Here is a 26,811-nt window from a genome sequence, read left to right as displayed (position 1 = left end):
GGGAAGGGTGTCAGGACAGATGGGGAATCAGGCGCCGGCCTGGTTCAGGCGGGCAGACGTGACTGGTCGGTAGATCCATTTCAGGCTCCCATCGTGATGAGCGATGCGTTGCTGAAAGGTTGCGGCAGGGTCCTCAAAAGGCTGTGCCGGCTGACCGCCGACGAGCACACGAAGCCCTCCAAGGTCTAGATTGGATCATAGATCTTGCTTGTTCCAGCGGAAGGCCAATCTCGCGCTGGAGTGTGCCAGATCTGCGGGGTGGACCAGAGTTGGCATTGCGCCCTACGATCGGCGTTCCTCACTGGAATTCGCCGATGGCCTGCGGCCGGCGGATCCCCTTGCCCGGGGGTGTGCATCCTGACTACTGACCTCCACAGTCCTGAGCAGGTCAAGACTCGCTTCCCAGCCGGCGTGTGGCTGTTGCTGATCGGCGAGCTGATCATGGCGCTGGGCATCGGCATGACCCAGCCGTACGCGGTGGTGCTGCTGCACGACATCCGCGGCTACTCGCTGGCCGTGGCCACCGGCATCTGGGCTTTGGGCCCGATCGTCACCATCGCGGGCAACGCCGTCGCGGGGCCATTGATCGACCGCCGGGGCGGCCGGTTCGTCATGGTCATCGGCATTGTGCTAGTCGGAATCAGTCTGCTGGCGCTCGCGTACGGTCCGGGCCTGGCCTCAGCCATGGGCAGTGTCATGATCGGCGGGCTGGGCTTCTCGTTCGCGCTGCCGGCGCTCGCCACGCGGCTGGCGATCCTGACCCCGGAGAAGCTGCGAGCACGCGTTTTCACGACCGAGTACGTGATCATGAATCTCGGCATGGCGATCGGTGCCGCCGTGGGCGGTGTGGCCTTCGCCGTCTGGCCGCCGGACACGGAAACGGGCAAATCCGTACTGCCCATGCTGTGGGTGGCGGCAGCCGCCCTCAGCGTGGTCTACATCGTGGTGACCGTGCTGGCCGGACGTCAGATGGCGCCGCCGTCGGATGACACCGACGCGATGAGCAAGGGCGGGTACCGCCGGGCGCTGGGCAACCGGACGCTCGTGCGTATCCTGGTTGCCGCGGCCCTGCTGTCCACCCTCGGCTACGGCATCTACAACGCCGCTCCGTCAGTGATGGCGCTGGCCGCAGCAGATCCGGCCGCGCTGGGCTGGGCCGGCGTGGCGAACTCCCTGGCCATCGTAGTCGGGGCGCCCGTGGCGCTGCGGCTGGCCGACCGGATCTCCGCGCGCTCGGCGCTGCTCTGCACGGCCGGGCTGTGGGGCTTGGCTTGGGCGATATGCGTGCCCACAGTGCTCGGTGGTGGGCTGGGCACCCGAGCGGCTTTGACCGTCGCGTCGGTCCTGATCGGCTTCGGCGAGCTGCTGATCGCGGGCGCTCTGCCCACCCTGATCAACGGGATGGCGCCCGACGACCTGCGCGGCCGTTACAACGCCCTTTCGAACCTGGCGTTGACCGTCGGCATGGCGGCCGGCCCTTTGCTCACCTCCGCATCCGCCGTCGTCGACTCGACCGTCTCATTGCTCTATGTGGCCGTCGCTCTGGCCGCTGTGGCCTCTCTGCTGCTGTTGCGGAGGACGTCTGTCGCGGAGGCGAAAGCAGACGGGCCGCAGAGCTAACGGAACTGGGCCAGCGCCTCGGTGAGGCGGGCCCGGGTCCAGCCGGCATGCTGGGGTCCGGGCTCGCCGCGGTACGCCGTCTCGACCAGCATGACCAGGGTCAGGTGCAGGTTGTAGAGGCGGCGGCGGGCCTGCTCGCCGGGGGTCAGGGCCAGCTTGCCGTAGCCGCGGAGGAAGGCGGCCGGGTTGCCGAAGGAGGGCAGCTGGGTCGCCACGAAACCGGCCTCGATCAGGGGGTCGCCGTAGAAGGCGCGTTCGTGGTCGATGACGCTGACGATCACGCCGTCACGGGTCAGGACGTTGCTGTCCCACAGGTCCCACTCGACGAACCGGGGCTCGGTCACCGCGTCGAGACAGTCCGCGTGCGCGGCGACCAGGGCGCGGACACCGGCGTAGTCCAGCTCGACGCCCCGGCGTGCGCCGTCGTCCAGCACGGACTCGACCATGGCCACGAAGCAGGACCGCCAGGTGGCGTACGGAGGGTCGGTCAGCGGGCCGAACGCCGGGCCGGGGATCGTGTTGAGCTCACGGGTGATCCGCCCCAGGGACACGTCCAGCTTGTCCTGCTCACAGGCGGACAGCGTCGAGCGGATGACGCCGTAGTTGTCGGCGTTCACGTACGGCATCGAGAACCAGCCGGCCCCGCCGAGCTCACCTGAGGTGTCCGCGAAGTCGACCGCGGGCACCGGCACACCCGTACGGGATCGGATCAGCTCGAGCGCAGCCAGCTCGTTCGCCATCGCCCCGCGCTCGTAGGTCAGCACCTCGACCCCGGGCGGCGGGGCGATCTTGAACACCACGTGCCGGCCGTCGCGCAGGCGCACCCGGTACGCCACGTTGAACCAGCCGTGCCGCAGCTCGTGCGCCCACTCCGCCGTACCGGAAGGCACTTGATCGTCGCCGTAGGCGCGCGCCACCATCGCCCGCAGCGTGTCGAGCGACTGCCGGTTCTTGGTGATGCTCTCCATGGTGGATCAGGATGCCACGTGCGACGCCGGATGCTCGCCGGCGAGGGTGGATCAGGATGCCACGTGCGACGCCGGACCCTCGCCGGCGAGGGTGGATCAGGGTGCAACGTGCGGTGTCGGATGCTCGCCGGCGAGGGTGGATCAGGGTGCCACGTAGTCCGCCAGGTGCTCGCCGGTCAGGGTGGAGCGGGCGGCGACCAGGTCGGCCGGAGTGCCCTCGAAGACGATCGTGCCGCCGTCGTGGCCGGCGCCCGGACCCAGGTCGATGATCCAGTCGGCGTGGGCCATCACGGCCTGGTGGTGCTCGATGACGATGACCGACTTGCCCGATTCGACGAGACGGTCGAGCAGACCCAGCAGGTTCTCCACGTCGGCCAGGTGCAGGCCCGTGGTCGGCTCGTCGAGGATGTAGACGCCGCCCTTCTCACCCATCCGGGTGGCCAGCTTGAGCCTCTGCCGCTCGCCGCCGGAGAGGGTGGTCAGCGGCTGGCCCAGCTTGAGGTAGCCCAGACCCACGTCGGCCAGCCGCACCAGGATGGCGTGCGCGGCCGGCACCTTCGCCTCGCCCGTACGGAAGAACTCCTCGGCCTCGACCACCGGCATCGCGAGCACCTCGCTGATGTCCTTGCCGCCCAGCTTGTACTCCAGCACCGACGCGTCGAACCGCCGGCCCTCACACACCTCGCAGGTGGTGGCCATGCTCGCCATCACCCCGAGGTCGGTGTAGATGACGCCGGCGCCGTTGCAGTTCGGGCACGCGCCCTCCGAGTTCGCGCTGAACAGGGCCGGCTTGACCCCGTTGGCCTTCGCGAACGCCTTACGGATGGGTTCGAGCAGGCTCGTGTACGTGGCCGGGCTGCTGCGCCGCGAACCCCGGATCGCCGCCTGGTCGACCGCCACCACCCCGTCGCGCGGCGCCACCGAACCGTGGATCAGCGAGCTCTTGCCCGAGCCGGCCACCCCGGTGACGACCACGAGCACGCCGAGCGGGATGTCCACGTCGACGTCGCGCAGGTTGTGGCTGTTCGCGCCGCGCACCTCGAGCGTTCCCGACGGCTGGCGCACCTTCTCCTTCAGCTTCGCCCGGTACTCCAGGTGGCGGCCGGTGAGGGTGTCGCTGCCCCGCAACCCGTCCAGGCTGCCCTCGAACACCACCTGACCGCCCCCGCTGCCGGCGCCCGGCCCCAGGTCGACGATGTGGTCGGCGATCGCGATGGCCTCCGGCTTGTGCTCCACCACCAGCACGGTGTTGCCCTTGTCGCGCAGCTGCAGCAGCAGATCGTTCATGCGCTGGATGTCGTGCGGGTGCAGGCCGATCGTTGGCTCGTCGAAGACGTACGTGACGTCGGTGAGCGCCGACCCCAGGTGGCGGATCATCTTCGTACGCTGGGCCTCGCCGCCCGACAGCGTGCCCGAGGGGCGGTCGAGGGAAAGGTAGCCCAGGCCGATCCGTACGAAGGAATCAAGGGTTTCGCCCAGCGCCGTCAGCAGGGGCGCCACCGACGGCTCGTCGAGCCCGCGCACCCACTCGGCCAGGTCGCTGATCTGCATCGCGCAGGCGTCGGCGATGCTGATGCCCTTGATCTTCGACGACCGGGCGGCCTCGCTGAGCCGGGTGCCGTCGCAGTCCGGGCAGGTCTTGAAGACGGCGACCCGCTCGATGAAGGCCCGGATGTGCGGCTGCACGGCGTCGATGTCCTTGGACAGGTACGACTTCTTGATGTTGGGGACCAGGCCCAGGTACGTGAGGTTGATGCCCTCGATCTTGACCTTGGTGGCCTCGCGGTAGAGCAGGTCGTCCATTTCCTTCTTGGTGAACTTCTTGATCGGCTTGTCCGGGTCGAAGTACCCGACGCCGCGGAAGATCCGCCCGTACCAGCCCTCCATGCTGTACCCGGGGATGGTGATCGCGCCCTCGTTGAGCGACTTCTCCTCGTCGTACAGCTGGGAAAGGTCGATGTCGTTGACCTGGCCGCGGCCCTCGCAGCGCGGGCACATGCCGCCGAGCAGGCTGAACGAACGCCTCTCCTTGACCTCACGCCCGCCCTTCTGCAGGGTGACGGCGCCGGCCCCGCTGACCGAGGCGATGTTGAACGAGAAGGCCTGCGGCGAGCCGATGTACGGCTTGCCCAGCCGGCTGAACAGGATGCGCAGCATGGCGTTGGCGTCGGTGGCCGTGCCGACCGTGGACCGCACGTCGCCGCCCATCCGCTCCTGGTCGACCAGGATCGCGGTGGTCAGCCCGTCGAGCACGTCGACGTCGGGCCGGGCCATCGAGGGCATGAAATTCTGCAGGAAAGCCGAGTACGTCTCGTTGATCAGCCGCTGCGACTCGGCGGCGATGGTGCCGAAGACCAGCGAGCTCTTGCCCGAGCCGGAGACCCCGGTGAACACCGTGAGCCGCCGTTTCGGGATCTCGACGCTGACGTCCTTGAGGTTGTTCACGCGTGCGCCGGTCACGCGGATCATGTCGTGGCTGTCGGCGTCGTGCATTCCCGGCTCCCTCGTTCGTCGGCTTCCCCGGAACCCTAAGCCGGACGACCGGCCCCGTGCTTCTCGATTCCTGATCGAGGAGGGAGTAAGTCTGCCAGGTCGCCGGGGGCCGGTGGGGGCGTCCAGCCCTGGATCGCTCGGCGGGATGGGCTGCTCTTCGACTGCGTGTCGAGGCGTACCGGCGCGGTCTTGGGGGTACGGCGTAGACATGGTTATCAAGAGCGAAACTCGCAACGCGATGGCCGACAGCACGTTCGCGTTCCCCCGCGTCCGCAAGGAGCCGCTGAACGACGCCAAGCACGTGCGCAACGCCATCGCCCGGTTCGATCAGGTACGCGACGTCAGCGACGACGAACGCGACGAGGCGTTCCGCCGGATCAAGAAGGCCGCCCGCAAGCACGGTGTCGAGGTCACCGAGAGGAGCTGGCGTGACCTGGGCAAACCCGGCACCGCCCGCCGCTCGTCGGACGAGCCCCGCCCGCAGGCCGCCAAGAAGGAGCTGTACGCCGAGGCGCAGAAGCGCAACATCAAGGGCCGCTCCACCATGACCAAGGACCAGCTGATCGAGGCGCTCCGGTCATAGCCGGGGCAAACGGGCCCTGTCCCTGAGGTGCTCGGGCACCAGTTCGACGAGCTGGTCGGGGCGCAGGGGCAGGTCGAGCAGGCTGAGCTTGACCCGCGAACGGGTGCCGTGGATGTCCTTGTCGAAACGGACCACGTTGACGGCGTGGGGGCGCATGCGCAGCACCATGTCGGCGCCCGCGGGAACCGTGAACGTCTCGGCGCCGTCCAGCGACAGGCGGGTCTCGTACTCGGGGGCGCGCAGCAGGATCGTCTCCTCGCCGCCCAGCACGATCGGGCGGGTGATGCCGGACATCGGCGCGACCGGGGTGAGGCCGATCAGCGGGGCCGACGGCGAGATGATCGGGCCACCGGCCGCGTAGTTGTAGGCGGTCGAGCCGGTCGGCGTGCACACGACCACCGCGTCGCTGCGGAAGTAGCCGTGCCGTACACCGTTGATCTCCAGGTCGAGCGAGACGGCGGTCCACGGGCGGCTCGCCGTCAGAACCACGTCGTTGAAGGCCCGCGCCGGCGAGTCGTGGCCGGTCAGCTCGAGGCAGCTGTGCGGCTCGAGACAGAAGTCGTCGGCCATCAGACGGTCCAGCGCCGCGGGCAGGCCTTCGGGGGAGACCTCGATCAGGAAGCCGATGTTGCCGTGGTTGACCCCCAGCACCGGCGTGGGGCGGCCCGCGACCAGCCGCATCGCGCCCAGCATGGTGCCGTCGCCGCCGAGGCTGAACACGACGTCGGCCCGCTCGGCCATCTCCGCCTCGTCCATCGGCTCGACGCCCTCGAGGCGTACGGCGTCGGAAGGTTTTGCCACGACCCGGACGCCGTGGTCGCGGGCCAGCTCGACCAGCGTCCCCACCGATTCGCTGACGTCGTTGCGCGGATGCACGACCAGCCCGAGCACGTTGTTCCTCATACCCATGAGTCGACCATGCCACGGGCCGGCACTCCGGTGCGGACGGCACGTCGAAGCCGCAGCCGGATTCGAACCGGCGTACACCGCTTTGCAGGCGGGCCCCTGACCACTCGGGCATGCGACCGTGATCTTGCGCTTCTGCGCTTCTGCGCTTTTTGCGCTTCCTGCGCTTCCTGCGCTTCTTGTGCTTTGGTGCGCGTCCCTGGTGCCGACCCAGGTCTGCCGAAAGGCGACGGTTTTACGGACCGCTGGACGTGCCGCCGTCCACGACGCGCGCAGGTGACTGACCGGAATCGAACCGGCGACCTCCGGGGCCACGACCCGGCGCTCTCACCAGCTGAGCTACAGCCACAGTGCCCGTACCAGGATTCGAACCTGGGACCTTCCCCGTGTGAAGGGGACGCTCTCCCGCTGAGCCATACGGACGGGGTTGGTGCGCCGCCGGGGAATCGAACCCCGAACCCACGGATCAAGAGTCCGTTGCTCCACCTGTTGAGCTAGCGGCGCTTGTCCTTGCTGGTTGCGCTGTCGCGGAGACGGGGCGAGTCGAACGCCCACGGGGTTTCATCCCCCAACCGCTTTCGAGGCGGCGGCCGGCGCCCATCGGCTGGCGTCTCCTGGTTTGGTGCGTGAGTTTTGGTGCGTGGACCCGGCCGGGGTCGAACCGGCCACCTCCGCTGTGCGAGAGCGGCGCTCTACCTGATGAGCTACGAGCCCGTGATGCCTTGCGTACTCGGGGCGCGATTCGAACGCGCACTGGCGCCGTTCTGAGCGGCGTGCCTCTGCCGTTGGGCTACCCGAGTGTGAGCCGGCGGCGGGACTCGAACCCGCTACCTGCCGATTACGAAACGGCTGCACGACCTGTCGTGCTGCACCGGCCCGGTGCTGCTGGTGCTCTGAAGTTGCTGGTGCTCTGAAGCTGCTGGTGCTCTGGTGCTCTGGTGCTCTGGTGCTCTGGTGCTCTGGTGCTCTGGTGCTGGGTGCTGGGTGCTGGGTGCTGGGTGCTTTGTGGTGCGTGCCCTCGGCGCGAGTCGAACGCGCACTGGCGACGTCCTCAACGTCGTGCCTCTGCCTTTGGGCTACGAGGGCGGGGAAGCGGCAGGCCGGATTCGAACCGGCGGCCTCCACCGTGGCGGGGTGGCGCTCTGGCCTGGCTGAGCTACAACCGCAGGTGGACCTGGGCGGATTCGAACCGCCGACCCCCGGTCTGCCGAACCGGTGCGCTACCGACTGCGCCACAAGCCCATCAGCCCGCGATGAATGTGCGGGCGAAACAGTCCGGAGCCCCCGAGTCGAACGGGGTTTCTCACACTCCCAAGGTGCGCGGGTTGCCGTCTCCCTCGCTCCGGATCGAATGTGCCATCCGCTGTGGAATTGTCAAAGAAACGGCAGCCTGAATTGACTCTCGGCGCCGGTCGAAGAATGTCGTTGGAAAACAGAAAAGCCGCCGTCCCTCGCGGGGTTCGGCGGCGTCGGACCGGCTTGCGCCAGCTATGCCACCGGGCCCCCGTAGGGCTTGCCAAGCAGTGCATACGAGCAGTTCAGAGCGACGTCTGGACAGGGCAGGGCGACGCCCGAGCCGCACAGGGCCGGCTGATGGACTGCGCTCGTGACATGCTGCGACATCGGACTCTCCTCTCTCCTGGTGTCCCGGTGGTGATAACCAAACTAGAGCCTCGGCGCCGTGATCGCAACGAATTTATGAGCGAGGTGAAAATTGTCGGTTGTCAAGCGGCCCTGTGGACAACTCGGCATTGTGGACAACTCAATCGAGGCGGTCGGCGGAGTGTAGGTTCGGGCGCGTTCTTCCTTTTACCCGGTGGTGGGCGGGGGAGGCGGTGGCTGCACAGGGGGTGCGAGGTGATCAAGGCGAAGCTCCCGGCGCCGTGCAGGAACTGCTCGGGCCGGCCCGGGCCCGACTCGGCTGCCCCCGATCGTTGACCCGGTTCGGGTCGGCCCCTGCTCCAGTGTCTCGATCGCGGCGGCGCGTCCCCACCTGCGGTAACGATGCGTTTCGATGGCTGGGTTATCTAGGACGCTAAGGTGTGGACCTGCATCTCGATCGCCAGCCCGAGGGTCGACGGGCCTTATCCCCAGGGCTGCAAGTCCATCCAGTGGGTGACCGGCCTGATCTTCAAGGCGTCGATGCGCGACCACTCGGTCAGCCCGGCGGCTCGGCCGGGTCACCACGATGCTGGAACACCCGAGCGCGCTGGCCCGGCCCCGATTCCTGCTACGGGCGATGGCGATCGGCGCCCGCGCCTGACGTGCCTATGGCCCGCGCCACACCCTGTCACGTTCGCTTTCGCCGCCTCGTCCCCGTCATGAACACGGACAGTCGAGGGAAGGACGGACGCGATGAGGATCGCAGTGGCCGGCGGCACCGGCATGGTTGGCGAACTGGTGGTCGAGCGGGCGCGGGCGGCCGGTCACGAGGTCGTGGTGATCTCCCGGTCGCACGGCGTCGACCTGACCACCGGCGCGGGACTCGACGAGGCGCTGCAGGGTGTCGACGCCGTGATCGACGTGGCCAACGTCGAAACCCTGAGCCGCAAAAAGGCGATCGACTTCTTCGAGACGACCACACGTCACCTGCTGGCGGCGGAAGAGCGTTCCCACGTACGCCACCACGTGGTGCTGTCGATCGTCGGCGTCGACCGGGTCGACTCGGGCTACTACGCGGGCAAACGCCGCCAGGAGGAGCTCGCGTTGGCCGGCCCGATCCCGGCCACGGTGCTGCGGGCGACCCAGTTCCACGAGTTCGCCGCCCAGCTGATCGCGCGGGTCCCCGGCCCGGTGAAGGTGGTGCCGTCGATGCTGACCCGGCCGGTCGCCGCCGCCGACGTGGCAGCGGAACTCGTACTGCTGGCCGAAGGTCCCGCCCAGGGCCTGGCGACCGACCTGGCCGGCCCCGAGGTGCTGAAGATGCCGGCGATGGTGCGCCGCGTGGCCCGGGGCAAGCTGGTGCTGACGGTGCCGGCCGGGCGCGCGATGTCGGGTGGCGGGCTGCTCCCGGCCGGCGACTTCCGCCGTGGCGAGGTCACGTTCGACGAGTGGGTGGCCGGCCGGTGAAACGCTGGGCGGTGCTGATCCTGGCCGTTTCGGCCGCTGTGGTCGGCGTGTGGGCGGCCGCTTTCCCGCTGTCGTTCCACACCGATTTCCCCGCGCCGGGCCGCCATTGGGTGTCGACGCTCGGCCCGTACAACGAGCATCTCGTACGCGATGTCGGCGCCCTGTACCTGGCCCTGCTGGTGCTGAGCGTGTGGGCGTGGCGGCGCCCGACCCCCGAGGCCATGCGCGTCACCGGCGGCGCGTGGCTGGTCTTCAACTCGATCCACTTCCTGTGGCACATGCTGCACCTGGAGATGTTCCCGGCAGTCGACCGGGTCGGGAACGCCGTGGCCCTGGGCGGCGTGCTCGCCCTGTCGATCGTGCTGCTGCTGCCGGAACGGGCCGCCCGGGACACGTACGCCGGCGGCGGTGTGATCACGCCGGAGTAGGGTCACCTTCCGTGGGTGCGGAGATCGTCAACGAGGTACGGGACGGGGTCGGCTGGGTCACGATGAGCAACCCGGCCCGCCGCAACGCGCTGTCCACCGCGATGCTCGGCTCGCTGGCGGCGGTGGTCCGTGAGTTCGACGAGACCGGCGCCGTACGCACGATAGTGCTGCGCGGCGCCGGCGAGACCTTCACCGCGGGGGCCGACATCTCCGAGTTCGCCGCGCACCACGACGCCACCGGCGCCCGCGAGACGTGGGAGCGGACGCTGACCGGCCTGTTCGAGACGCTGAGCGGGCTCACCACCCCACTGATCGCCATGATCCAGGGGCACTGTTTCGGCGCCGGGATGGCCCTGGCCCTGAGCGCCGACATCCGGATCGCCGCCGAGGGCAGCCGTTTTGCGATCCCGGCGGCCCGGCTCGGCATCGGTTACCCGTACGCGCTGACGCAGACGCTCGTGCACGCGGTCGGTCCCGCCAACGCGAGCGAGATGCTGTTCACCGCCCGCGCCTACACGGACTCGGAGGCGCTGAACGCGGGACTGATCACGAGGCTGGCGCCGGCGGCGGAACTTGAGGACGACGTGCTGCGTACGGCCTCGGCCATCGCCGCCAACGCGCCCCTCGCCGTACGGGCGGCCAAGGCCTCGATCAAGGCGGCCGCCCACCCCGCTCTGGCGGCCCGTGCTCAGCAGTTGATCGCCGAGACGACGGGGTCGTACGACGAGTTCGAGGGACAACGCGCGTTCATGGAGCGGCGTCCACCGGCGTTCGAGGGTCGGTGACACTTATTTCACGGTCTATATTGACGACTGTTAGTAAATCTTCCTAATCTTTGGTGGCCCGAAGTCATCCCCACGGCGCGACCCCCGCGCCGGACACGAAGGGTCACCATCCCCATGGCCATCAGAAGAAGCCGCTGGTCAGCGGCCGCCGCGGCATGCGCGGTCGCCGCCGTCGGCACGATCACCGCCCTCGCCGTGCAAGGCCCGTCGCAGGCCGCCGTCCTGCCCAACGGGTTCAAGAGCGTCGGCTACATGCCGTCGTGGGCCGGCAGCGTCACCAGCATCCAGTACTCGAAACTCACCCACATCAACTACTCGTTCGCGTTGCCCAACGCCAACGGCACCCTCCGGCCGATCGAGAACACCTCGAAGCTGCAGCAGCTCGTCAGCCTCGGACACCAGAACAACGTCAAGGTCTCACTGGCCATCGGCGGCTGGAACGACGGCAACGACAGCGACTTCGAGTCCCTGGCCGGCAACGCGGGAACCCGTACGACGTTCGTCAACAGCGTCATGAGCACGGTCCGCCAGTACGGGCTCGACGGCGTCGACATCGACTGGGAGTACCCCGACCCGGGCACCTCCGGCAACAACTACACGGCGCTCATGCAGCAGCTCAGCACCGCCCTGCACAACGAGGGCAAACTGCTCACGGCCGCGGTCGTCAGCGAGGGCGGCACCGCCAACGGTGTGCAACCGGCGGTGTTCGGCTACGTCGACTGGCTCAACATCATGGCGTACGACGGTGGGTCGCCCCACGCCAACTACGACTGGGCCGTCGCCTCGGCCAACTTCTGGAAGAACCGGGGGCTGCCCAAGGCCAAGACCGTGCTCGGGGTGCCCTTCTACAGCCGGCCGGGCTATCTGACGTACGCGCAGCTGGTCGCCCAGGACCCCGCCAACGCGAACCGTGACTGCACCCCGTCCGGCGAGTGTTACAACGGCCTGCCCACGATCCGGCGCAAGACCCAGTGGGCCATGGCCAACGCGGGCGGCATCATGAACTGGGAGCTCTCGCAGGACGCGACCGGCGCCAACTCGCTGGTCAGCGCCATCTACGAAACCGTCATGAACGGCGGCGGGGGCCCCACGACCCCGCCGCCCTCGGGCCGCACCGGCCGCATCACCGGCATCGCCGGCAAGTGCGTCGACATCGCCGCCGCCAGCAGCGCCAACGGCACGGCGGTGCAGCTGTACGACTGCAACGGCACCAACGCCCAGAACTGGACGGTCGCCACCGACGGCACCATCCGCGGCCTGGGCAAATGCCTGGACATCACGGCGGCCGGAACCGCCAACGGAACCCTGGTGCAGATCTACGACTGCAACGGGACCGGCGCCCAGCAGTGGCAAGCCCAGTCGAACGGCACCTTGCGCAACCCGGCCAGCGGCCGCTGCCTCGACGCGTCCGACAACAGCTCGGCCAACGGCACCCGCCTGCAGATCTGGGACTGCGCCGCCACGGTGAACCAGCGCTGGACCCTCCCCTGACCGACCGTCCTCCCTCCAGCAGCGCGGCCCGCCTCACGAGGCGGGCCGCGCTGTCTCCCTCACCGCCGCTGCGCTGTCTCCCTCACCGCCGGTCGCGCCGCCCCTATCACCGCCGCTCGCGCCGCGGCTATCACCGCCGCTGCGCTGTCTCCATCACCGCCGCTCGCGCCGCCCTCCGCGCCGGACGGATGCGAGTCCGCGCCCGGGCTCGACCGGCTGATGGACCGTGAGCGTCAGATCGTCGCCACCACCGGCCGGCCGGAACAAACCGAGCGAGATGACGGGCAGGCGCAGCCCACTTCGCCCGTGGTCGCGCGGGGCCCGAGCAACCACGAGATCGCCGAGCACCTCGTCGTCGGCCCGGCCACGGCCCGCACGCACGCACGTGAGCCGATCGACGACCAGCCTGGCGCCCGCAGCCGTGCCCAGCCGATCGACGACCAGCCGGGCGCCCGGAGCCGCGCCCAGCCGATCGACGACCAGCCGGGCGTCCGGAACCGCGCCCAGCTGGTCGTCTTCGCCTGTTAATCCGGCCTCGCCCGAGCCCGGACCCGCGCGAGCGCCACTGCGCCGAGCACTATTGCCGTCGGGCCGAGGACGAGGGCCGCCCAGCCGCCGACCACGCCGTTTCCGGTGCCGGGGCCGCCGTCGGCCGTGGCCACGACCAGGACGCCCGTCGCGGTTCCGATCGCGCCCGCGATCACGGCCCGGACGGAACCGGCTCTGCGGGCGCGGGCCAGGGCCCACAACGCGGTGATGACGCCGGCCAGCGCCAGCAGGGCGGCCACCGTCGCTATCAGTCGATCCATGGTGAACATGGGGCCTCCTTTCGCCCCTGCATCGTGGCCGGGTGGGCTCGATCGGGCATCGTGCCGACGCGGACATTTGACTACTGCGTTCGCAGTAGTCGTCGACGCCTGCGTCCGTACGACGCGCTCCGGGGACCCGCCGGTTAATGTGCCCGCATGGACAGGGCGTGGGATTGGGTGGTCGCGGTGGGAGTCGCCGCGATCATGCTGATCACTGGGCTGTTCACCACCGGGCTGGAGCTGGTCGGCTATCCGCTTCTGATCGTCGGCGGCCTCGCCCTGGGCGAGCGGCAGCGAGCGCCCGTCGTCGTCTTGATCGTCACCGGAGCTTGTGCGGTGGGCTATCAGGCGGCCGGGTACAACGCGTTCGCCGTGGCCTATCTGATCGCTGTGTATTCGGCGATGCGGGCCGGGCATCGGGTCGCCACGGTGGTGACGAGCGCGGTCGTGTTGTTGTCGCTGCCCGCCGCGGCCATGGCAACCGGAGCGCAGGACCTGGGCGAGGCGTTCGGGCGGTCGCGCTCCGTGCTCGAGCTGGCCTGGCTGATCGCGGCCGGCGCTGCGGGGGAGGCGCTGCGGCAAGCCGAGGATCGGGCCGATGAAGCCGTACGGACCCGCGAGGCGATCGCGCGCCGACGGGCCGACGAGGAAAGGTTGCACATCGCGCGCGAGCTGCACGACTCTCTGACCCACCAGATCTCGGTGATCAAGGTGCAGTCCGAGGCGGCTGTGCACGTGGCCGAGCGGCGGGGGGAGCCGGTGCCCGACGCGCTGCTGGCGATACGCGACGCTGGGCGAGCCGCCTCACGTGATCTGAGGGCGACTCTCGAAGCCCTGCGCGACGAGGCCCACGCGCCACCGCACGGGATCGACCAGATAGCGGAGCTCGTCAGGCGGGCACAGGGCGCCGGAATCGCGACCACCCTGACCATCGAGGGCGAGCCGGAGGAGGTGCCGTTCGCGGTCGACCGGACGGCGTATCGGATCGTGCAGGAGTCCCTGACGAACGTTGCCCGGCATGCGTCGGCCGACAGCGTCGTGGTCCACCTCGGCTTCCGGCCCGGGGCGGTGACGATCCGGGTGGTCGACGACGGCAGGGCCACACCGGAAACCGTTTCGGAACCGGGTATCGGCCTGGTCGGGATGCGGGAACGGGTCGCCGCTCTCGGGGGCGACCTGCGGGCCGAGCCACGTACGGGCGGGGGCTTCACCGTCGACGCCGAGCTGCCCTGGGACCGTACGGGATGATCAGGGTTCTGCTTGTCGACGACCAGCCGCTGATCCGGAGCGGTTTCCGGGCGCTGCTCGATCTCGAGGACGACATCGAGGTGGTTGCCGAGGGCAGCGACGGGAACGAGGCGCTGGCTCTGGCCCGGCAGCACGTGCCCGATGTCGCGCTGGTCGACGTGCGGATGCCCGGCGCCGACGGGATCGAGGCCACCGGGCTCATCGCCTCGGATCCGGCGCTGGCCGGGGTACACGTCGTGATCCTGACCAACTACGGGCTGGACGAGTACGTCTTTCATGCGCTTCGGGCCGGGGCGGCCGGGTTCCTGGTCAAGGACATCCGCCCGGAGGATTTCGTTCATGCTGTGCGGGTTGCCGCTCGCGGGGAGGCGTTGCTGGCGCCGGCGATCACACGGAAGTTGATCGATCGGTACGTCACGCGGCCGCCCCGCCCCGAGGCGAACCTGAACGAACTGACCAATCGCGAGCGGGAAGCCGTGGCGCTGGTCGCGCACGGGCTGGCCAACGACGAGGTGGCCGCTCGCATGGCCATCACGACGATCACCGCCAAGACCCACATCAACCGGGCGATGACCAAGCTGCGAGCCCGCGACCGTGCGCAGTTGGTGGTGATCGCTTACGAATCCGGCCTGGTGAAACCTACTCCATCAAACTGATTTGATGTAATGTGCGGGAAGCGGAAGGAGGGGCCATGAGCGACAGCGTCGTAAGCGTCCGCTATCTGGTGGACGACGTTCAGAGCTCGATCGACTTCTACACCACGCATCTGGGGTTCAAGCCGAACAACACGTTCCTGCCGGCCTTCGCCGACGTGACACGGGGGAATCTGAGGTTGCTGCTGTCCGGCCCGGCGAGTTCTGCCGGACGGGCGATGCCCGACGGCCGGCGTCCGAGCCCCGGCGGCTGGAACCGTCTGCACCTGCTGGTCGACGACATAGACACCGAGGTGAGCCGCTTGCGCTCGGCGGGGGTCGTCTTCCGCAGCGACGTCATCACCGGTCCGGGCGGCCGCCAGATCGTCCTGGACGACCCGTCGGGCAACCCCGTCGAGCTGTTCCAGCCCGCCGGCGCTCGACCCGCTGGCACTCGACCCGCCGGCAGGTGACCCGCCGGTTGTGCCGGCCGCCTGAGCCCCGCGACGACTGGCCGCATCGGCGCGTCGGCGTTCAGAGTCGGGTATGACGGGTTCTCACGCTGCTGCGGGGCGACCTCCCGGAACGTCCGCGATCCAGGTGCTGACGCGGTCGAGCAGGCCGGCGTCGACGGGGCGCGCGAGCTGCGCGCGATAACGGCCCAACCCGGGCCTGCCGGGGTCGGTGCGCAACAGGTGGGTCAGGTCGGACGGCACCTCGCCGGTGAACGGGCCGTTCACCAGCGTTCCGATGCGCGCCACGTCGGCCGGGTCGACCTGGATGTCCTTGCCGCCGGTGATGGCCAGCACGGGGCGGTCGATCGCGGCCAGGGCGGGGGCGGGGTCGTACGCCATGTACTCCCGCAGCCAGCGATCGGTGAGACGCGAGCGCGGCACCCGCGGAGGCGGGTCGAGGGTCGACCGGCGCACCCGTTCCCGCTCGCGGGCCTGACGACGAATCAGCAGCGCGCCGAGTAGCCGGGGCAAGGTGGCGGCGATCCGGGTGCTCTGCCAGGCCATCACCTGCTCACCGGGCTGCGCGGACCCCGCGAGCAGCACGTATCCCGCCGCTCCGGTCAGGGTGGCCGCGACTACCGCGCCGGTCGAGTGGCCTACGACGACGACGCGTTCCGGGTCGATCGCGGGATGGGCTTTGAGCGCGTCCAGGGCGGCCTGGGCGTCGCGGCGCTCGTCGTGGAAGCCGGTGCGCAGGTAGTCGCCGTCGGATTCACCGACGCCCCGCTTGTCGTAGCGCAGCACGGCGATGCCGTTGGCCTGCAACGCTTCCGCCAGCGCGGGACCCAGGCCGAGGGCGATGCCGGGCATGGCGGAGTCACGGTCGAGCGGCCCCGAGCCGTTGATCAGCAGTGCGGCCGGGCAGCGTCCGTCACCCGCCGCCGGCAAGCCGCACGGGCGCGAGTTGCCCGTGGGTGGGGGGAGTGGGGCGTCTGCGTTGGGTCGGCGGGGCGGGTGTGAGTCGCCCGTCAGCGAGGGGAGTGGGGCGTCCGCGTTCGGTCGGCGGGGCGGGAGTGAGTTGCCCGTGGGTGGGAGGAGTGGGGCGTCCGCGTTCGGTCGGCGGGGCGGGAGTGAGTTGCCCGTGGGTGGGAGGAGTGGGGCGTCCGCGTTCGGTCGGCGGGGCGGGAGTGAGTCATCCGCGGTCGGCGGGCGCAAGTCGTCCCCGGGCGGGTGTAGGTCACTTGCGGGTGAGGGTGAGGCGTCTGCGGGCAATGTGAGTGTGCCGGCGAGCCGGATCCCCGCGTACGAGATAAGCAATTTTATTCTCACTTCTGAGAACCAATACTGGTGACGCTAACATTCTCGATCGTGGGAATCAATGCGTTGGAGACCGTGCTTCACCCCGTCCGGCTGCGGATCGTGCACGCCCTGCTCGATCGGGAGATGACCTCGCGGCAGCTCGCCGCAGAGCTCGACGACGTTCCGCAGGCGTCGCTCTATCGGCACGTCGGGCGCCTGGCCGAGGCCGGGGTGCTGCGGGTGACCCGCGAGGAACCGGTTCGCGGCGGCACCCAGCGGACGTACACAGTGGTCGAGTCGGCGGTCACGCTCGGCCCGGACGACTTCGGCGGCGCCTCACCCGACGACCACCAGCGCTACTTCGCCGCGTTCGCCGGGGCGCTGGTTGCCGGGTTCGACAAGTATCTCCGTGACGGGGCCGCGCCCGTCCGGGACGGTGTGGCCTACCAGCAGGTCCCGATCTGGGCCACGCCGGCCGAGGCGCGCGAACTGTCCGCCGCCGTCACCGAGTTGCTGCAGCCCCTGCGTACAGGGAAAGGAAAGCGCCGCCGGAGCACCTTTGCCATGGTGGTGCACCCGTCATGAATCGAGGCGCAGGATCGTCTCCTCGATCTCGGCGCCACGGCCGGCCGCGAACCCCACGTCGGTGCCCACGTCGACGAAGCCGGCCCGCCGCAGAACCCTGAGCGAGCCGAGGTTGTCGCTGGCGGCGCGCGCATGCAACGGGCGTACGGGAACCTCTTGCAAGAGGAGCGCGAGCGCCCGCCCGGCGATGCCCTGACCCCAGAAAGCGCGGTCGATCCAGTACGTGACCTCGGTGTCGCCCTCGATGACGAACGCGGCGATGCTCCCGACCAGACGTCCGTCGAGGGTGACGGCGCGGTTCGTCACGTCGGGACGGCTCCTGATCCGGGCCATGTGCGCGTCGAACACCGCTCGGTCGTCAGGGTCCTCGCGTACGAACGCAGCCATCCGCCGTGCTTCCGGATCCCGCATGTGTTCGAACAGCGCGTCGAGGTCCGAGTCCTCGATCGGCCGCAGCGCCACCTCAGCCATACCAGCCTCCCCGTCGTCCCGCCGATTCTGCCGTTGCCGGGAAGATCACGTTGCCCCGCGACCCGGCAGATCTAGGCTTTCAGGCATGACAACCCTTGCTGCCCGTACGATCGAGGCCCTGCGCGCCGAGCACGACGCCCTCGCCTCGCTGGCCGATTCCCTGACGCCTGAGCAGATCGAGGGGCCGTCCGGCGCCTCGGAGTGGACCGTCGCGCAGGTCTTCTCCCACCTGGGCAGCGGCGCCGAGATCGGCCTGGCCAACCTCAAGGCCGAGCTCGGTCAGGCCGAGAAGCCCGGCCCCGACTTCAACCAGAGCGTCTGGGACCGGTGGAACGCGCTCAGCCCGCAGGAGCAGGTGTCGGACTGGCGCGGGTCCGACGAGGCGTACGTGAGCGCTCTGGAGTCCTTGACGCCCGAGCAGCACGACAACGAGCGCCTCAACCCCGGCTTCCTGCCCGAGCCGGTGTCGGTGGCCGGGTTCGCCGGGCTGCGGCTCAACGAGGTGGCCAACCACACCTGGGACGTCCGCGTCGCCGTGGACCCGGCGGCCGGTCTGCTCGACGTCTCGACCGGCGTCGTCGCCGAGCACCTCGGCGGCGAGCTGGGCTTCATGCTGGGCTGGATCGCAAAGGCGGACGCGCTCACCGAGCCTGTCGTCGTCGAGGTCGCCGGAACCCCGTACCGCATCGTGGTCGGCGACAAGGCCCAGTTCACCACCGAGGCGCTCGACGCGACCGCGACCTTCACGGGCCCGCTCGAGGCGGCGCTGCGGCTGCTCACCGGGCGGCTCGGCCCGCGCTACACCGCGGACGCCGTGCAGGTCACCGGCAACGTCACGCTCGACGAGCTGCGGACCGTCTTCCCCGGCTTCTGAGGGATGATGACCCACACAAGATCAACGAGCTGAGTAGATCTCCACAGGGGCCCGCCCCACCGGGGGAACCCCCGCCCTCGCCAGTGTAGAGGCGGGGAGCGATCTTGGTGGGGGGCCTGTGGACAACCCTGGATTGTGGATAACTCGGGGGTGTCAGCCGGCCAGGGAACCCCAGGTGGGGGACTGGCCGGCGGGGGAGCGCAGCTGCGGCACGTTCCACGGGTTGTCGTCGCGCAGCGGCTCGGGCAGCAGGGACGGCGGCGCGTCCTGGTAGACGACCGGGCGCAGGAAACGTTCGATCGAGGCGGTGCCGACCGAGGTGGTGGTCGGGTTGGTGGTGGCCGGGAACGGGCCGCCGTGCTGCATGGCCGGGGTGACCGCCACACCGGTGGGCCAGCCGTTGAACAGCACGCGGCCGGCCAGCGCCTGCAGGGCGGTCACCAGCTCGCGCAGCCAGTGGCTGTCCTCGCCCGCGGCCACGTGGACGCCGGCCGTCAGCGAGCCTTCGACCAGCTCCGTCAGGGCCGCGCCGAGCGGCTCGCCGGGGGTGTAGCGAACCACCACCGACAGTGGCCCGAACGCTTCCTGCAGCAGCGTGTCGCGGTGCTTGACGAGGGTGGCCAGGTCGGTTTCGACCAGGGTGGGGGTCACGCCGCCGGCGGTCACCGAGCCTTCGACCGTCACGGTCACGCCGGGGGTGCCGAGCACCTCGTCGCGGCGGTGGGTGTAGCCGTCGGCGATGCCGGGGTGCAGCAGCCGGTGCGGGGTGACGCCGTCGAACGCGGCCGCGGCGTCGAACTCGCCCGGCACGAACAGCAGGCCGGGTTTGGTGCACAGTTGGCCGGCCGAACCGGAGACGCTGGCGGCGAAGCCTTTGACGATCTCGGCGGACCGTTCGGCCAGCGCGCCGGGGGTCACGACGACCGGGTTGAGGCTGCCCAGTTCGCCGTAGAACGGGATGGGCCGGGGCCGGGCGGCGGCGATCGCAGCCAGGGCCCGGCCGGCGGTGAGCGAGCCGGTGAAGGCTGCCGCGGTGATCCGTTCGTCCTTGAGCGCCGCGACGCCTTCGTCCTGGCCGTGGATCACGCCGAGGGCGCCGGCGGGCAGGACGGTGTTCAGGACCTGGGCCGTACGGTCGGACAGGCGGGGGTGTCCTGGGTGCGCCTTGACGACCACGGGGCAACCGGCGGCCAGGGCGGACGCGGTGTCGCCGCCCGCGACGGAGAACGCGAACGGGAAGTTGCTGGCCGCGAAGTTGAGCACGGGGCCCAGCGGCACCAGGTAGCGCCGCAGGTCGGGCCGGGGGCCGAGGACGAAGTCCGGGTCGGCGGCGTCGAGGCGTACGGCCATGTAGTCGCCGGCGGCCGCGACCTCGGCGAAAAGCTTGAGCTGCACCGCTGTCCGTTTGATCTCGCCGCGCAGGCGGGGCTCGGTCAGGCCGGTCTCCTCGGCGGCGAGCGGGACCAGTTCGTCGGCGGCGGCGAGCAGCGCGTCGGCCGCCGCCACCAGGAACTGCGCGCGCTCCCACGGGGGCATCTGGGCCAGTACGGGGGCGGCCGCGGCCGCAGCGTCAAGTGCACTCATCACTGTTCCTCACGAAGCGGAGCCGGTCGGTGTGCGGCCACCATCGTCTCCCAGACCGCGGCCGGGCGAAACGGCCGGACGGGATCATTTCCGGTACGTGCCGCGCCTGATCAGTTGCGCGGCGAACCCTGCCGTCGCCACAGGAACCAGAACCGCCGCACCCACAGCAACCCGCCCCCATCGTCCCGGTCCGCCTTCGGTGCGTGGCCGCGAGACGTACACGTTGCCGTCGTGCGGCTCGATCGTCTGACGGCTCAGGCCGCCCCAGCGCATCAGCGGCCCGGCCAGCGCGTCGTACAGCGGGGGCATGGCGGTGAAGCCGAACTGGATGAGCCGGTTGGTGGCGCCCACGGAGGCCTCCGCACGGGGCTTGCCGGCCAGTTTCGCGATGCGCGCGCCGACCCGGGCGGCGGAGTCCACCGGCGGCGGCGGACGGCCCACGAACCCGGCGTAGTTGGCCGCGCCGGTGTAGATCGGGGTGTCGACGCTGCCCGGCGCCACCGCGCACACGTGGATGTCCTTGGCGTCGCGGGTCTCCTGCCGCAGGATCCGGGCCAGCCCGCGAGCGCCCCACTTCGCGGTCACATAGGCCCCCACGTACGGCACGGCGACGTGGGCCAGCACCGAGCCGGCCAGGATCAGCGTGCCGTGGCCCTGGGCGCGGAACTGCCGCAGCGCGGTGCGGGCGACGTTCGCGGGGCCGAGCAGGTCGGTGGCGATCACACGGTCGAACACCTCGGGAGGCAGATCCTCGAATTTCCCGTACGCCATGACGGCCGCGGTGTCGACCCAGACGTCGATGCGTCCGTGGCGCTCCACCGCTGCCCGCGCCAGCGCCGACAGCTCGTCGCGGTGCGTCACGTCGGCCGGGACGACCATGGCCCCGTTCCCGCATTCCGCGGCGACCGCCTCCAGGTCCTCCCGCCCGCGCGCCGCCAGCACGACCCGGTCCCCGCGCCGGGCGAACGCCACCGCCGCCGCCCGCCCGATGCCGCTGGACGCGCCGGTCACCACCACCACCCGTGAACTCATGGTCGCTCTGCATACCCGTCCGCGGCCCGGGTATCCGGGTCGGCATGCGAGCACTCACCTGGCAAGGCACCGGCAAAGTCGCCGTGGAGAACGTTCCCGACCCCGTCATCCAGGAACCGACCGACGCGATCATCCGGATCACGTCCACCGCGATCTGCGGTTCCGACCTGCACCTGTACGACGTGCTCGGCATGTACCTGGACTCGGGGGACATCCTCGGGCACGAGCCGATGGGCATCGTCGAGGAGGTGGGCGCCGGGGTCACCCACATCAAGCCCGGCGACCGGGTGGTGATCCCGTTCAACATCTCGTGCGGCCACTGCTGGTTCTGCCGTAAGGGCTTCTTCGCGCAGTGCGAGACCACCCAGGTCAAGGAGCAGGGCAAGGGCGCCTCGCTGTTCGGCTACACCAGGCTGTACGGGCAGGTGCCCGGCGGCCAGGCCGAGTACCTGCGCGTGCCGCAGGCCCAGTTCGGGCCGATCAAGGTGCCGGACGGCCACCCCGACGAGCGTTACCTGTTCCTGTCCGACGTGCTGACCACCTCGTGGCAGGCGGCCCAGTGGGCCGACATCGAGCCCGGCGGCACCGTGCTGGTCACCGGCCTCGGCCCGATCGGTCAGATGTCCGCCCGGATCGCCCGCCACCTGGGCGCGGGCCGGGTGCTGGCGGTCGACAACGTGCCCGAGCGGCTGGCCATGGCCGAGCGGCACGGCATCGAGGTGCTGGACTTCGACAAGATCGACGACATCGGCGCGGCCGTACGGGACGCCACCAGCGGCCGCGGCGCCGACTCGGTGATCGAGGCCGTCGGCATGGAGGCGCACGGCACCCCGTTCCAGTCGGCCGCGATGAAGGCGGCCGGCCTGCTGCCCGACCCGCTGGCCCGCAAGGCCACGGAGACGTTCGGCGTGGACCGGATGGGCGCGCTGCGCACGGCGTTTGATTCCGTACGGCGGGCCGGCACCATCTCGATCATCGGTGTTTACGGGGGCGAGGCCGACCCGTTCCCGATGATGGACCTGTTCGACAAGGGCGTCACGATGCGGATGGGCCAGGCCCACGTGAAGCAGTGGGTCGACGACATCCTGCCGCTGCTCACCGGCGACACCGACCCGCTGGGCGTGGACGACCTGGTCACGCACCGCCTCCCGCTCGACGAGGCCCCGCAGGCGTACGAGATGTTCAAGAGGAAGGAGGACGGCTGCATCAAGGTCGTCCTGAAGCCCTGACGAACGAAGGATCGGGCCCCCGCCGCGGCGGGGGCCCGATGTCGTTTGTTGTTACTGGTCGCTGCCCGAGCCCGGTTCGGCCATCCGGCGGTGCATCTCGCCCTTGAGCTTGTCCGGCATCACCTTGGACGCCGCACCCTGCACCTTGGTCTTGACCGAGCCCGCGACGACCTTTTCCTTGTCCTTCAGCATGGCCTCGAAGCCCTGCTTGGCCACCACAGCCGGGTCGTCCTTCTCGCTCGTGCCGACCCTGGTGTCGTCCATCTGGGCGCGGTGGAAGAAGTTGGTGTCGGTCGGGCCGGGCATCAGCGAGGTGACGGTGACGCCGGTGTCCTTCAGTTCTGCCCGCAGCGCCTCGGCGAACGACTGCACGAACGACTTGGACGCGTTGTAGACGGCCTGGTAGGTGCCCGGCATCATCGAGGCGATCGACGACGTGAACAGCACCTGACCGGCGTCGCGGGCCACCATGCCGGGCAGCACGCGCTTGGCCAGGTGCACCGTCGAGGTCACGTTGACGTCGATGACATTGAGCTCCTCGCGCAGGTCGGTCTGCGTCACGAAGTCGCCGCCGATGCCCCGCCCCGCGTTGAGGGCGATCGCGTCGACGGGCCGGCCCGTCGACGCGATCGCCGCGTACAGGTGCTCGACGCCCTCGTAGTGCGCGAGGTCAGCCCGTACGGCTGTCACCTGGTTCTGCCCGTCGCGGCGCAGACTCGCCGCGGCCTGCTCGATGCCCTCGTCCTCGGCGCAGATGATCAGGTCGTAGCCGTGCTCGGCGAACTGCTTGGCCAGCTCGAACCCGATCCCGCTGGAAGCGCCGGTCACCACCGCGAATGCATTCGTCGACGTTGTCATGGGTTTCGCATGCCCGCTCGGGACGGTTTCAACCGAGGGCCCGCGGCTACGATGCAGCGGTGATCCTGCCGAAGGTCCGCGACCCCCGGTTCATCACGATCCGCCGGGGCGGGACCCTGACCGACGAACGTCATCACCTGCTCGCGCTGTGGGCCGCCGGCTGTGCCGAGCACGTGCTCGGCCTGTTCGAGGCGGCGCGGCCGGACGATCCGCGGCCCCGCGAGGCGATCGAGGCCGCGCGGGCGTGGGTGCGCGGCGAGCTCAAGATGATGGAGACCCGGGCGAGGGGTGGCCACGCCATGGGCGCGGCCCGTGACCTGCGCGGGGCGGCCCGGCACGCCGCGTACGCCGCCGGTCAGGCCGCCGTCGTGGCGCATGTTGCCGCGCATGAGCTCGGCGCCGCCGCGTACGCGATCAAAGCGGTTCAGGCCGACGCGGGCGAGGACGCCGGTCGGCAGGAGTGCGCCTGGCAGCGCGAACGGCTGCCCGAGCCGATCCGTGAGCTGGTGCTCGACGATCAGCGGCTGCGCAACGACATCTGCTGGTCGGTGTTCACCTGACCGTGGTCAGCAGGAAGCCGACCAGCCGGCGGGCCTGCACGGCCGGGTCGGTGGCCGGCGCCGCGCCCCCGTCGGCCTGGGTGGTCAGCGCGTGCATCATGGCGCCGCCGATCACCGTGTTGAGCAGCAGCGTCACCGAGGTGGCGGCGGGCAGCTCACCCCGGGCGATGCCACGCCGCACGATGCCGCGGGCGGCCTCGATCTGAGCCTTGCGGGTGGCCCCGTAGTGCTCGGCGATGCCGGGAATGGTGGCGGCCTCGAGCATCAGGCGCAGCGCGGCGCGGCCGGCCGGGCCCGCGTACACCTCGAGGACCTGGGTGGCCAGCTCGACCAGGTCGCCGTGCAGGGTGCCGGTGTCGACGTCGCTGACGTGCGGCAGGCTCGCCGTCAGGGCGTCGGTGAGCAGCGCTTCCTTGCTGTTCCAGCGCAGATAGAGCGACGCCTTGCCGACCCCGGCCCGGCGGGCCACCGTCTCCATCGCGAAGCCGGCCCACCCCGCGTCGCCGAACAGGTCGAGCGCGGCGCGGGCGATGCGACGGTCGACCTCGGGGTCGCGGGGACGCCCGCTGCTCACCATCTGCGGGCCCCCTGATCGCGCATTGCTGAACGGTTACCGTCACGATACACTGCGGTTAAGTGAACACCAAGCGTTCAGTAAAGGTGTGGCCATGAAGGACGGGCCGGGAACGATCCTGGTGGGCATCGACGGTTCGACGTCCTCGCTGCGCGCGGCCGCCTACGCCGCGGGCCTCGCCCGGCGCCAGGGCAGCAAACTGGTGGCGCTCTACGTGCGTACGCATCCCTCGGCCCTGCTGCCCCTGGCCGACACCGGCGGCGCCGTTGCCACGGTGATCGACACGCAGGACGCGGTCGAGCAGGAGCTGCGCGCCATGTTCGCCGAACGCCTGGCCGACCTCGACCTCGACGCCCACCTGGTCGTGCGCACCGGCGAGCCGTACGCCGAAATCCTCGACACCGCCCACGAGCTGCGCGCCGACGCCGTCATCGTGGGCCGCTCGGTCCAGGCGCTGCACCGCATCACCGGCTCCCTGGGCTCGAAGCTGGTGCGCTGCGGCCGCTGGCCGGTCACCGTGGTGCCCTGACCGCAGCGCCGCCCACCCCATCAGGGCAAGGGCCAGATCCCGTACGGCCGCCGGCGGCGTCGAGGGCCGGGCGCAAGGGGAGCAGGGCCGCGCGCACCAGATCGGGCAACGACCCGGAGGGGACGACGAAGCCCGGCAGCGCCGCCGGCACGCTCACTGACCGCAGCCACTGCTGCAGCGCGACCCGGGCGGCAGCGCTCACGGCGGCCGCGAGCACCTGGGCGGTCAGCGGATCGACCCCCGGGCGCCGCTCACGGATGGCCTCCTCGACCGGCCCCTCCACCGCCGTGAGCGCGCCGGCGTAGTGCTCCCGCAGCGCCGGGCTCGCCGTGATCATGGCGAGGGCCTGGGGTGACGGGCCGCCCTCCTCGGCGCAGGAGCCGGCCACCGCCTCGACGACGGCGTCACCCAGGCCCACGGTGGGTGGCCGCGACGTCACCGCGGTCACGAGCCGGGCGGTCCGGTCAGCGGTGACGGCGGCCACGATCGCCTGTTCGCGGCTCGAGAAGTAGTTGTTGTAGGTGCGCGGGGAGACGCCGGCGGCCTCGGCGATGTCGTCCACCCGTACGTGCTCGGGGCCGTGCTCCAGCGCGAGCCGCAGGGCCGCCGCGCTCAACGCCGCCCGGGTCGCCTGCTTCTTTCGTTCACGGAGGCTCACGGGACCCAGCCTCGCACGAAACTTGCGTGCACGCAAAATTTTGCCTAGCCTCCCGGAGGCATGAGAGCCAAGGGCATCGCCTACGACACCGGGTTCGTCCAGAACGGGCGCGCCTCCATCGACCACCTCGACCCCGACTCCGTACGGCGTGACCTGCGCGTCATCCGTGACGAGCTGCACTGCACCGCCGTGCACCTGGTCGGCGGCGACCCGGCCCGGCTGGAGCTCGCCGCCGGCATCGCGGCCGCCCTGGGACTGGAGATCTGGTTCTCGCCGTACCCGCTGGACCTGACCACCGACGAGACCCTGGCGCTGTTCCGCGACTGCGCCGAGCAGGCCGAACGGATCCGTGCCGCGGGGGCCGAGGTCGTGTTCGTGGCCGGTGTCGAGCTGACCCTGATGATCCGCGGCCTCGTCGACGGCGACGGCATCGGCGACCGCGTCGGGAACTTGTTCGCCGACCCGCGGCGGCGCATGCCCGAGGCCCGCGACCGGCTCGACCGTTTCCTGCGCGCCGCCGTGCCGCAGGTCCGCGAGCGTTTCCGCGGCAAGGTGACCTACGCCGCGATCCCGTTCGAGGCCGTCGACTGGGAGCTCTTCGACTTCGTGACGCTGGAGCTCATCCGCTCGGCCGAGGTGGCCGAGCAGTTCCCTGACGCCGTACGGGATCTGGCCGCCCAGCCGAAGCCGCTCGCCGTCACCGGTTTCGGGTGCGCGACGTGGCGCGGGGCGGGTGACGTGGCCCAGCGCAGCATGGAGATCGTCGAGTACGACGACGGCCTCCCGGCGCGGCTCGACGGCGCGTACGAGCGGGACGAGCCCGGCCAGGCGCGATACCTGACCGAGATGCTCGGCATCTTCGATCACGCCGGCGCCGACAGTACGTTCGTCCACCTGTTCGCGCTGCACAACTTTCCGCACCGCCCCGGCGGCGACCCCCGCGACGATCTGGACCTGGCAAGCCTCGGCGTCGTCAAGGTCTTCGACGACGGCCACTGGGAGCCCAAGGCCGCCTTCGCCGCCGTTGCCGCCGCATACGAGCCTTCCACAAACAGTCGTTTGTGTTAGCGT

At 70.3% G+C, this 26,811-nt stretch carries 27 protein-coding genes and 11 tRNA genes; 16 read left to right on the top strand and 22 right to left on the bottom strand.

Annotation, left to right across the window (positions count from 1 at the left end):
• Window positions 1–411: 411 nt before the first annotated feature.
• Entirely contained in the window at window positions 412–1,620 is a 1,209-nt protein-coding gene (locus C8E87_RS05315; RefSeq protein ID WP_133872041.1) for an MFS transporter, read from the top strand.
• Here the strand turns inward: C8E87_RS05315 and C8E87_RS05310 are convergent.
• Both C8E87_RS05310 and C8E87_RS05305 read right to left on the bottom strand, forming a co-directional pair.
• Window positions 1,617–2,588 (bottom strand): phosphotransferase family protein, encoded by a 972-nt coding sequence (locus C8E87_RS05310; RefSeq protein WP_133872040.1) that lies wholly within the window; start codon window positions 2,586–2,588, stop codon window positions 1,617–1,619. The two genes, C8E87_RS05315 and C8E87_RS05310, sit on opposite strands and share 4 nt — an antisense overlap.
• Window positions 2,589–2,729: 141 nt before the next feature.
• Complete coding sequence (locus C8E87_RS05305) at window positions 2,730–5,081, bottom strand: ATP-binding cassette domain-containing protein (protein ID WP_133872039.1); 2,352 nt, start codon at window positions 5,079–5,081, stop codon at window positions 2,730–2,732.
• A 208-nt stretch (window positions 5,082–5,289) separates the two neighbouring features.
• On the opposite strand from C8E87_RS05305, the gene C8E87_RS05300 reads away from it, so the two are divergent.
• Window positions 5,290–5,664, top strand: a complete 375-nt coding sequence (locus C8E87_RS05300) for a DUF6582 domain-containing protein (protein WP_133872038.1) — start codon at window positions 5,290–5,292, stop codon at window positions 5,662–5,664.
• Here C8E87_RS05300 and C8E87_RS05295 read toward each other — a convergent pair.
• The 12 genes from C8E87_RS05295 to C8E87_RS05250 all read right to left on the bottom strand — a co-directional run bounded on the left by C8E87_RS05295 (window position 5,659) and on the right by C8E87_RS05250 (window position 7,812).
• Entirely contained in the window at window positions 5,659–6,573 is a 915-nt protein-coding gene (locus C8E87_RS05295) for an NAD(+)/NADH kinase (protein WP_203720673.1), read from the bottom strand. The genes C8E87_RS05300 and C8E87_RS05295 overlap by 6 nt on opposite strands.
• A 47-nt stretch (window positions 6,574–6,620) precedes the next feature.
• A tRNA-Cys gene (locus C8E87_RS05290) sits at window positions 6,621–6,691 on the bottom strand.
• Window positions 6,692–6,845: 154 nt separating this feature from the next.
• Window positions 6,846–6,919, bottom strand: a tRNA-His gene (locus tag C8E87_RS05285).
• 2 nt (window positions 6,920–6,921) lie between these two features.
• Window positions 6,922–6,993 (bottom strand) — tRNA-Val (locus tag C8E87_RS05280).
• 5 nt (window positions 6,994–6,998) lie between these two features.
• A tRNA-Lys gene (locus C8E87_RS05275) sits at window positions 6,999–7,074 on the bottom strand.
• Window positions 7,075–7,098: 24 nt separating this feature from the next.
• A tRNA-Ser gene (locus C8E87_RS43505) sits at window positions 7,099–7,185 on the bottom strand.
• A gap of 26 nt (window positions 7,186–7,211) precedes the next feature.
• A tRNA-Ala gene (locus tag C8E87_RS05270) sits at window positions 7,212–7,284 on the bottom strand.
• 13 nt (window positions 7,285–7,297) lie between these two features.
• A tRNA-Leu gene (locus C8E87_RS05265) sits at window positions 7,298–7,370 on the bottom strand.
• Between the two features lie 3 nt (window positions 7,371–7,373).
• Window positions 7,374–7,446, bottom strand: a tRNA-Thr gene (locus C8E87_RS05260).
• Window positions 7,447–7,583: 137 nt separating this feature from the next.
• Window positions 7,584–7,656: transfer RNA gene (locus tag C8E87_RS43500), tRNA-Leu, on the bottom strand.
• Window positions 7,657–7,661: 5 nt separating this feature from the next.
• A tRNA-Gly gene (locus C8E87_RS05255) sits at window positions 7,662–7,736 on the bottom strand.
• Between the two features lie 3 nt (window positions 7,737–7,739).
• Window positions 7,740–7,812: transfer RNA gene (locus C8E87_RS05250), tRNA-Ala, on the bottom strand.
• Window positions 7,813–8,925: 1,113 nt separating this feature from the next.
• Between C8E87_RS05250 and C8E87_RS46285 the strand changes: the two genes are divergently transcribed.
• The 5 genes from C8E87_RS46285 (at window position 8,926) to C8E87_RS05225 (ending at window position 12,871) form a co-directional block, all read left to right on the top strand.
• Window positions 8,926–9,639: an SDR family oxidoreductase gene (locus C8E87_RS46285; protein WP_133872037.1), complete on the top strand. Its 714-nt coding sequence runs from the start codon at window positions 8,926–8,928 to the stop codon at window positions 9,637–9,639.
• Complete coding sequence (locus C8E87_RS05240) at window positions 9,636–10,067, top strand: hypothetical protein (RefSeq protein WP_133872036.1); 432 nt, start codon at window positions 9,636–9,638, stop codon at window positions 10,065–10,067. The genes C8E87_RS46285 and C8E87_RS05240 overlap by 4 nt, the downstream gene beginning before the upstream one ends.
• Window positions 10,068–10,078: 11 nt before the next feature.
• Complete coding sequence (locus tag C8E87_RS05235) at window positions 10,079–10,852, top strand: enoyl-CoA hydratase-related protein (RefSeq protein ID WP_133872035.1); 774 nt, start codon at window positions 10,079–10,081, stop codon at window positions 10,850–10,852.
• Window positions 10,853–10,966: 114 nt separating this feature from the next.
• On the top strand, window positions 10,967–12,343 hold the full coding sequence (locus tag C8E87_RS05230; protein ID WP_133872034.1) for a glycosyl hydrolase family 18 protein: 1,377 nt from the start codon (window positions 10,967–10,969) through the stop codon (window positions 12,341–12,343).
• Between the two features lie 219 nt (window positions 12,344–12,562).
• The gene (locus tag C8E87_RS05225; RefSeq protein ID WP_133872033.1) at window positions 12,563–12,871 is read left to right on the top strand and encodes a helix-turn-helix domain-containing protein; all 309 of its coding nucleotides are present in this window, start codon (window positions 12,563–12,565) and stop codon (window positions 12,869–12,871) included.
• Here C8E87_RS05225 and C8E87_RS05220 read toward each other — a convergent pair.
• Entirely contained in the window at window positions 12,868–13,161 is a 294-nt protein-coding gene (locus tag C8E87_RS05220) for a DUF6223 family protein (RefSeq protein WP_133872032.1), read from the bottom strand. The genes C8E87_RS05225 and C8E87_RS05220 overlap by 4 nt on opposite strands.
• A gap of 147 nt (window positions 13,162–13,308) precedes the next feature.
• Here C8E87_RS05220 and C8E87_RS05215 point away from each other — a divergent pair, with 147 nt between their 5' ends.
• From C8E87_RS05215 to C8E87_RS05205, 3 genes are read left to right on the top strand one after another with little or no spacing between them, the layout of a single operon-like run.
• Window positions 13,309–14,400, top strand: a complete 1,092-nt coding sequence (locus C8E87_RS05215; protein WP_133872031.1) for a sensor histidine kinase — start codon at window positions 13,309–13,311, stop codon at window positions 14,398–14,400.
• Window positions 14,397–15,056: a response regulator gene (locus C8E87_RS05210; RefSeq protein WP_133872030.1), complete on the top strand. Its 660-nt coding sequence runs from the start codon at window positions 14,397–14,399 to the stop codon at window positions 15,054–15,056. Before C8E87_RS05215 ends, C8E87_RS05210 begins: the two co-directional genes overlap by 4 nt.
• 35 nt (window positions 15,057–15,091) lie before the next feature.
• On the top strand, window positions 15,092–15,505 hold the full coding sequence (locus C8E87_RS05205) for a VOC family protein (RefSeq protein WP_133872029.1): 414 nt from the start codon (window positions 15,092–15,094) through the stop codon (window positions 15,503–15,505).
• Between the two features lie 84 nt (window positions 15,506–15,589).
• On the opposite strand, the gene C8E87_RS05200 is transcribed toward C8E87_RS05205, so the two are convergent.
• The gene (locus C8E87_RS05200; RefSeq protein WP_133872028.1) at window positions 15,590–16,435 is read right to left on the bottom strand and encodes an alpha/beta hydrolase family protein; all 846 of its coding nucleotides are present in this window, start codon (window positions 16,433–16,435) and stop codon (window positions 15,590–15,592) included.
• A 420-nt stretch (window positions 16,436–16,855) separates the two neighbouring features.
• Between C8E87_RS05200 and C8E87_RS05195 the strand changes: the two genes are divergently transcribed.
• A complete protein-coding gene (locus tag C8E87_RS05195; RefSeq protein ID WP_166661092.1) occupies window positions 16,856–17,371 on the top strand; it encodes a helix-turn-helix domain-containing protein in 516 nt (171 codons plus the stop codon).
• Here the strand turns inward: C8E87_RS05195 and C8E87_RS05190 are convergent.
• A complete protein-coding gene (locus C8E87_RS05190) occupies window positions 17,366–17,842 on the bottom strand; it encodes a GNAT family N-acetyltransferase (RefSeq protein WP_133872026.1) in 477 nt (158 codons plus the stop codon). The genes C8E87_RS05195 and C8E87_RS05190 overlap by 6 nt on opposite strands.
• 85 nt (window positions 17,843–17,927) lie before the next feature.
• Here C8E87_RS05190 and C8E87_RS05185 point away from each other — a divergent pair, with 85 nt between their 5' ends.
• Complete coding sequence (locus C8E87_RS05185; RefSeq protein WP_133872025.1) at window positions 17,928–18,716, top strand: maleylpyruvate isomerase family mycothiol-dependent enzyme; 789 nt, start codon at window positions 17,928–17,930, stop codon at window positions 18,714–18,716.
• 153 nt (window positions 18,717–18,869) lie between these two features.
• On the opposite strand, the gene C8E87_RS05180 is transcribed toward C8E87_RS05185, so the two are convergent.
• Together C8E87_RS05180 and C8E87_RS05175 are read right to left on the bottom strand one after the other, a co-directional pair.
• Window positions 18,870–20,300, bottom strand: a complete 1,431-nt coding sequence (locus C8E87_RS05180; protein ID WP_133872024.1) for an aldehyde dehydrogenase family protein — start codon at window positions 20,298–20,300, stop codon at window positions 18,870–18,872.
• Window positions 20,301–20,384: 84 nt separating this feature from the next.
• On the bottom strand, window positions 20,385–21,332 hold the full coding sequence (locus tag C8E87_RS05175) for an SDR family NAD(P)-dependent oxidoreductase (protein WP_166661091.1): 948 nt from the start codon (window positions 21,330–21,332) through the stop codon (window positions 20,385–20,387).
• A gap of 44 nt (window positions 21,333–21,376) precedes the next feature.
• Here C8E87_RS05175 and C8E87_RS05170 point away from each other — a divergent pair, with 44 nt between their 5' ends.
• On the top strand, window positions 21,377–22,561 hold the full coding sequence (locus C8E87_RS05170) for a zinc-dependent alcohol dehydrogenase (RefSeq protein WP_133872023.1): 1,185 nt from the start codon (window positions 21,377–21,379) through the stop codon (window positions 22,559–22,561).
• Window positions 22,562–22,612: 51 nt separating this feature from the next.
• On the opposite strand, the gene C8E87_RS05165 is transcribed toward C8E87_RS05170, so the two are convergent.
• A complete protein-coding gene (locus C8E87_RS05165) occupies window positions 22,613–23,419 on the bottom strand; it encodes an SDR family NAD(P)-dependent oxidoreductase (protein WP_133872022.1) in 807 nt (268 codons plus the stop codon).
• A gap of 59 nt (window positions 23,420–23,478) precedes the next feature.
• On the opposite strand from C8E87_RS05165, the gene C8E87_RS05160 reads away from it, so the two are divergent.
• The gene (locus C8E87_RS05160) at window positions 23,479–23,979 is read left to right on the top strand and encodes a putative immunity protein (RefSeq protein ID WP_133872021.1); all 501 of its coding nucleotides are present in this window, start codon (window positions 23,479–23,481) and stop codon (window positions 23,977–23,979) included.
• Here the strand turns inward: C8E87_RS05160 and C8E87_RS05155 are convergent.
• Window positions 23,972–24,556, bottom strand: coding sequence for a TetR/AcrR family transcriptional regulator (locus C8E87_RS05155; RefSeq protein WP_133872020.1), 585 nt, complete (start codon window positions 24,554–24,556; stop codon window positions 23,972–23,974). The two genes, C8E87_RS05160 and C8E87_RS05155, sit on opposite strands and share 8 nt — an antisense overlap.
• 91 nt (window positions 24,557–24,647) lie before the next feature.
• On the opposite strand from C8E87_RS05155, the gene C8E87_RS05150 reads away from it, so the two are divergent.
• Window positions 24,648–25,082: a universal stress protein gene (locus C8E87_RS05150; RefSeq protein WP_203720674.1), complete on the top strand. Its 435-nt coding sequence runs from the start codon at window positions 24,648–24,650 to the stop codon at window positions 25,080–25,082.
• On the opposite strand, the gene C8E87_RS05145 is transcribed toward C8E87_RS05150, so the two are convergent.
• Complete coding sequence (locus C8E87_RS05145) at window positions 25,066–25,740, bottom strand: TetR/AcrR family transcriptional regulator (protein ID WP_203720675.1); 675 nt, start codon at window positions 25,738–25,740, stop codon at window positions 25,066–25,068. The two genes, C8E87_RS05150 and C8E87_RS05145, sit on opposite strands and share 17 nt — an antisense overlap.
• 60 nt (window positions 25,741–25,800) lie before the next feature.
• Here C8E87_RS05145 and C8E87_RS05140 point away from each other — a divergent pair, with 60 nt between their 5' ends.
• Complete coding sequence (locus C8E87_RS05140) at window positions 25,801–26,808, top strand: glycoside hydrolase family 113 protein (protein WP_133872018.1); 1,008 nt, start codon at window positions 25,801–25,803, stop codon at window positions 26,806–26,808.
• The last annotated feature ends 3 nt before the right edge of the window (window positions 26,809–26,811 follow it).

Origin of the sequence: Paractinoplanes brasiliensis (genome assembly GCF_004362215.1) — a bacterium.
Lineage (GTDB): Bacteria > Actinomycetota > Actinomycetes > Mycobacteriales > Micromonosporaceae > Actinoplanes > Actinoplanes brasiliensis.
Note: the sequence above shows the minus strand (reverse complement) of the source record. Positions and strands in the feature narration are given on the sequence as shown.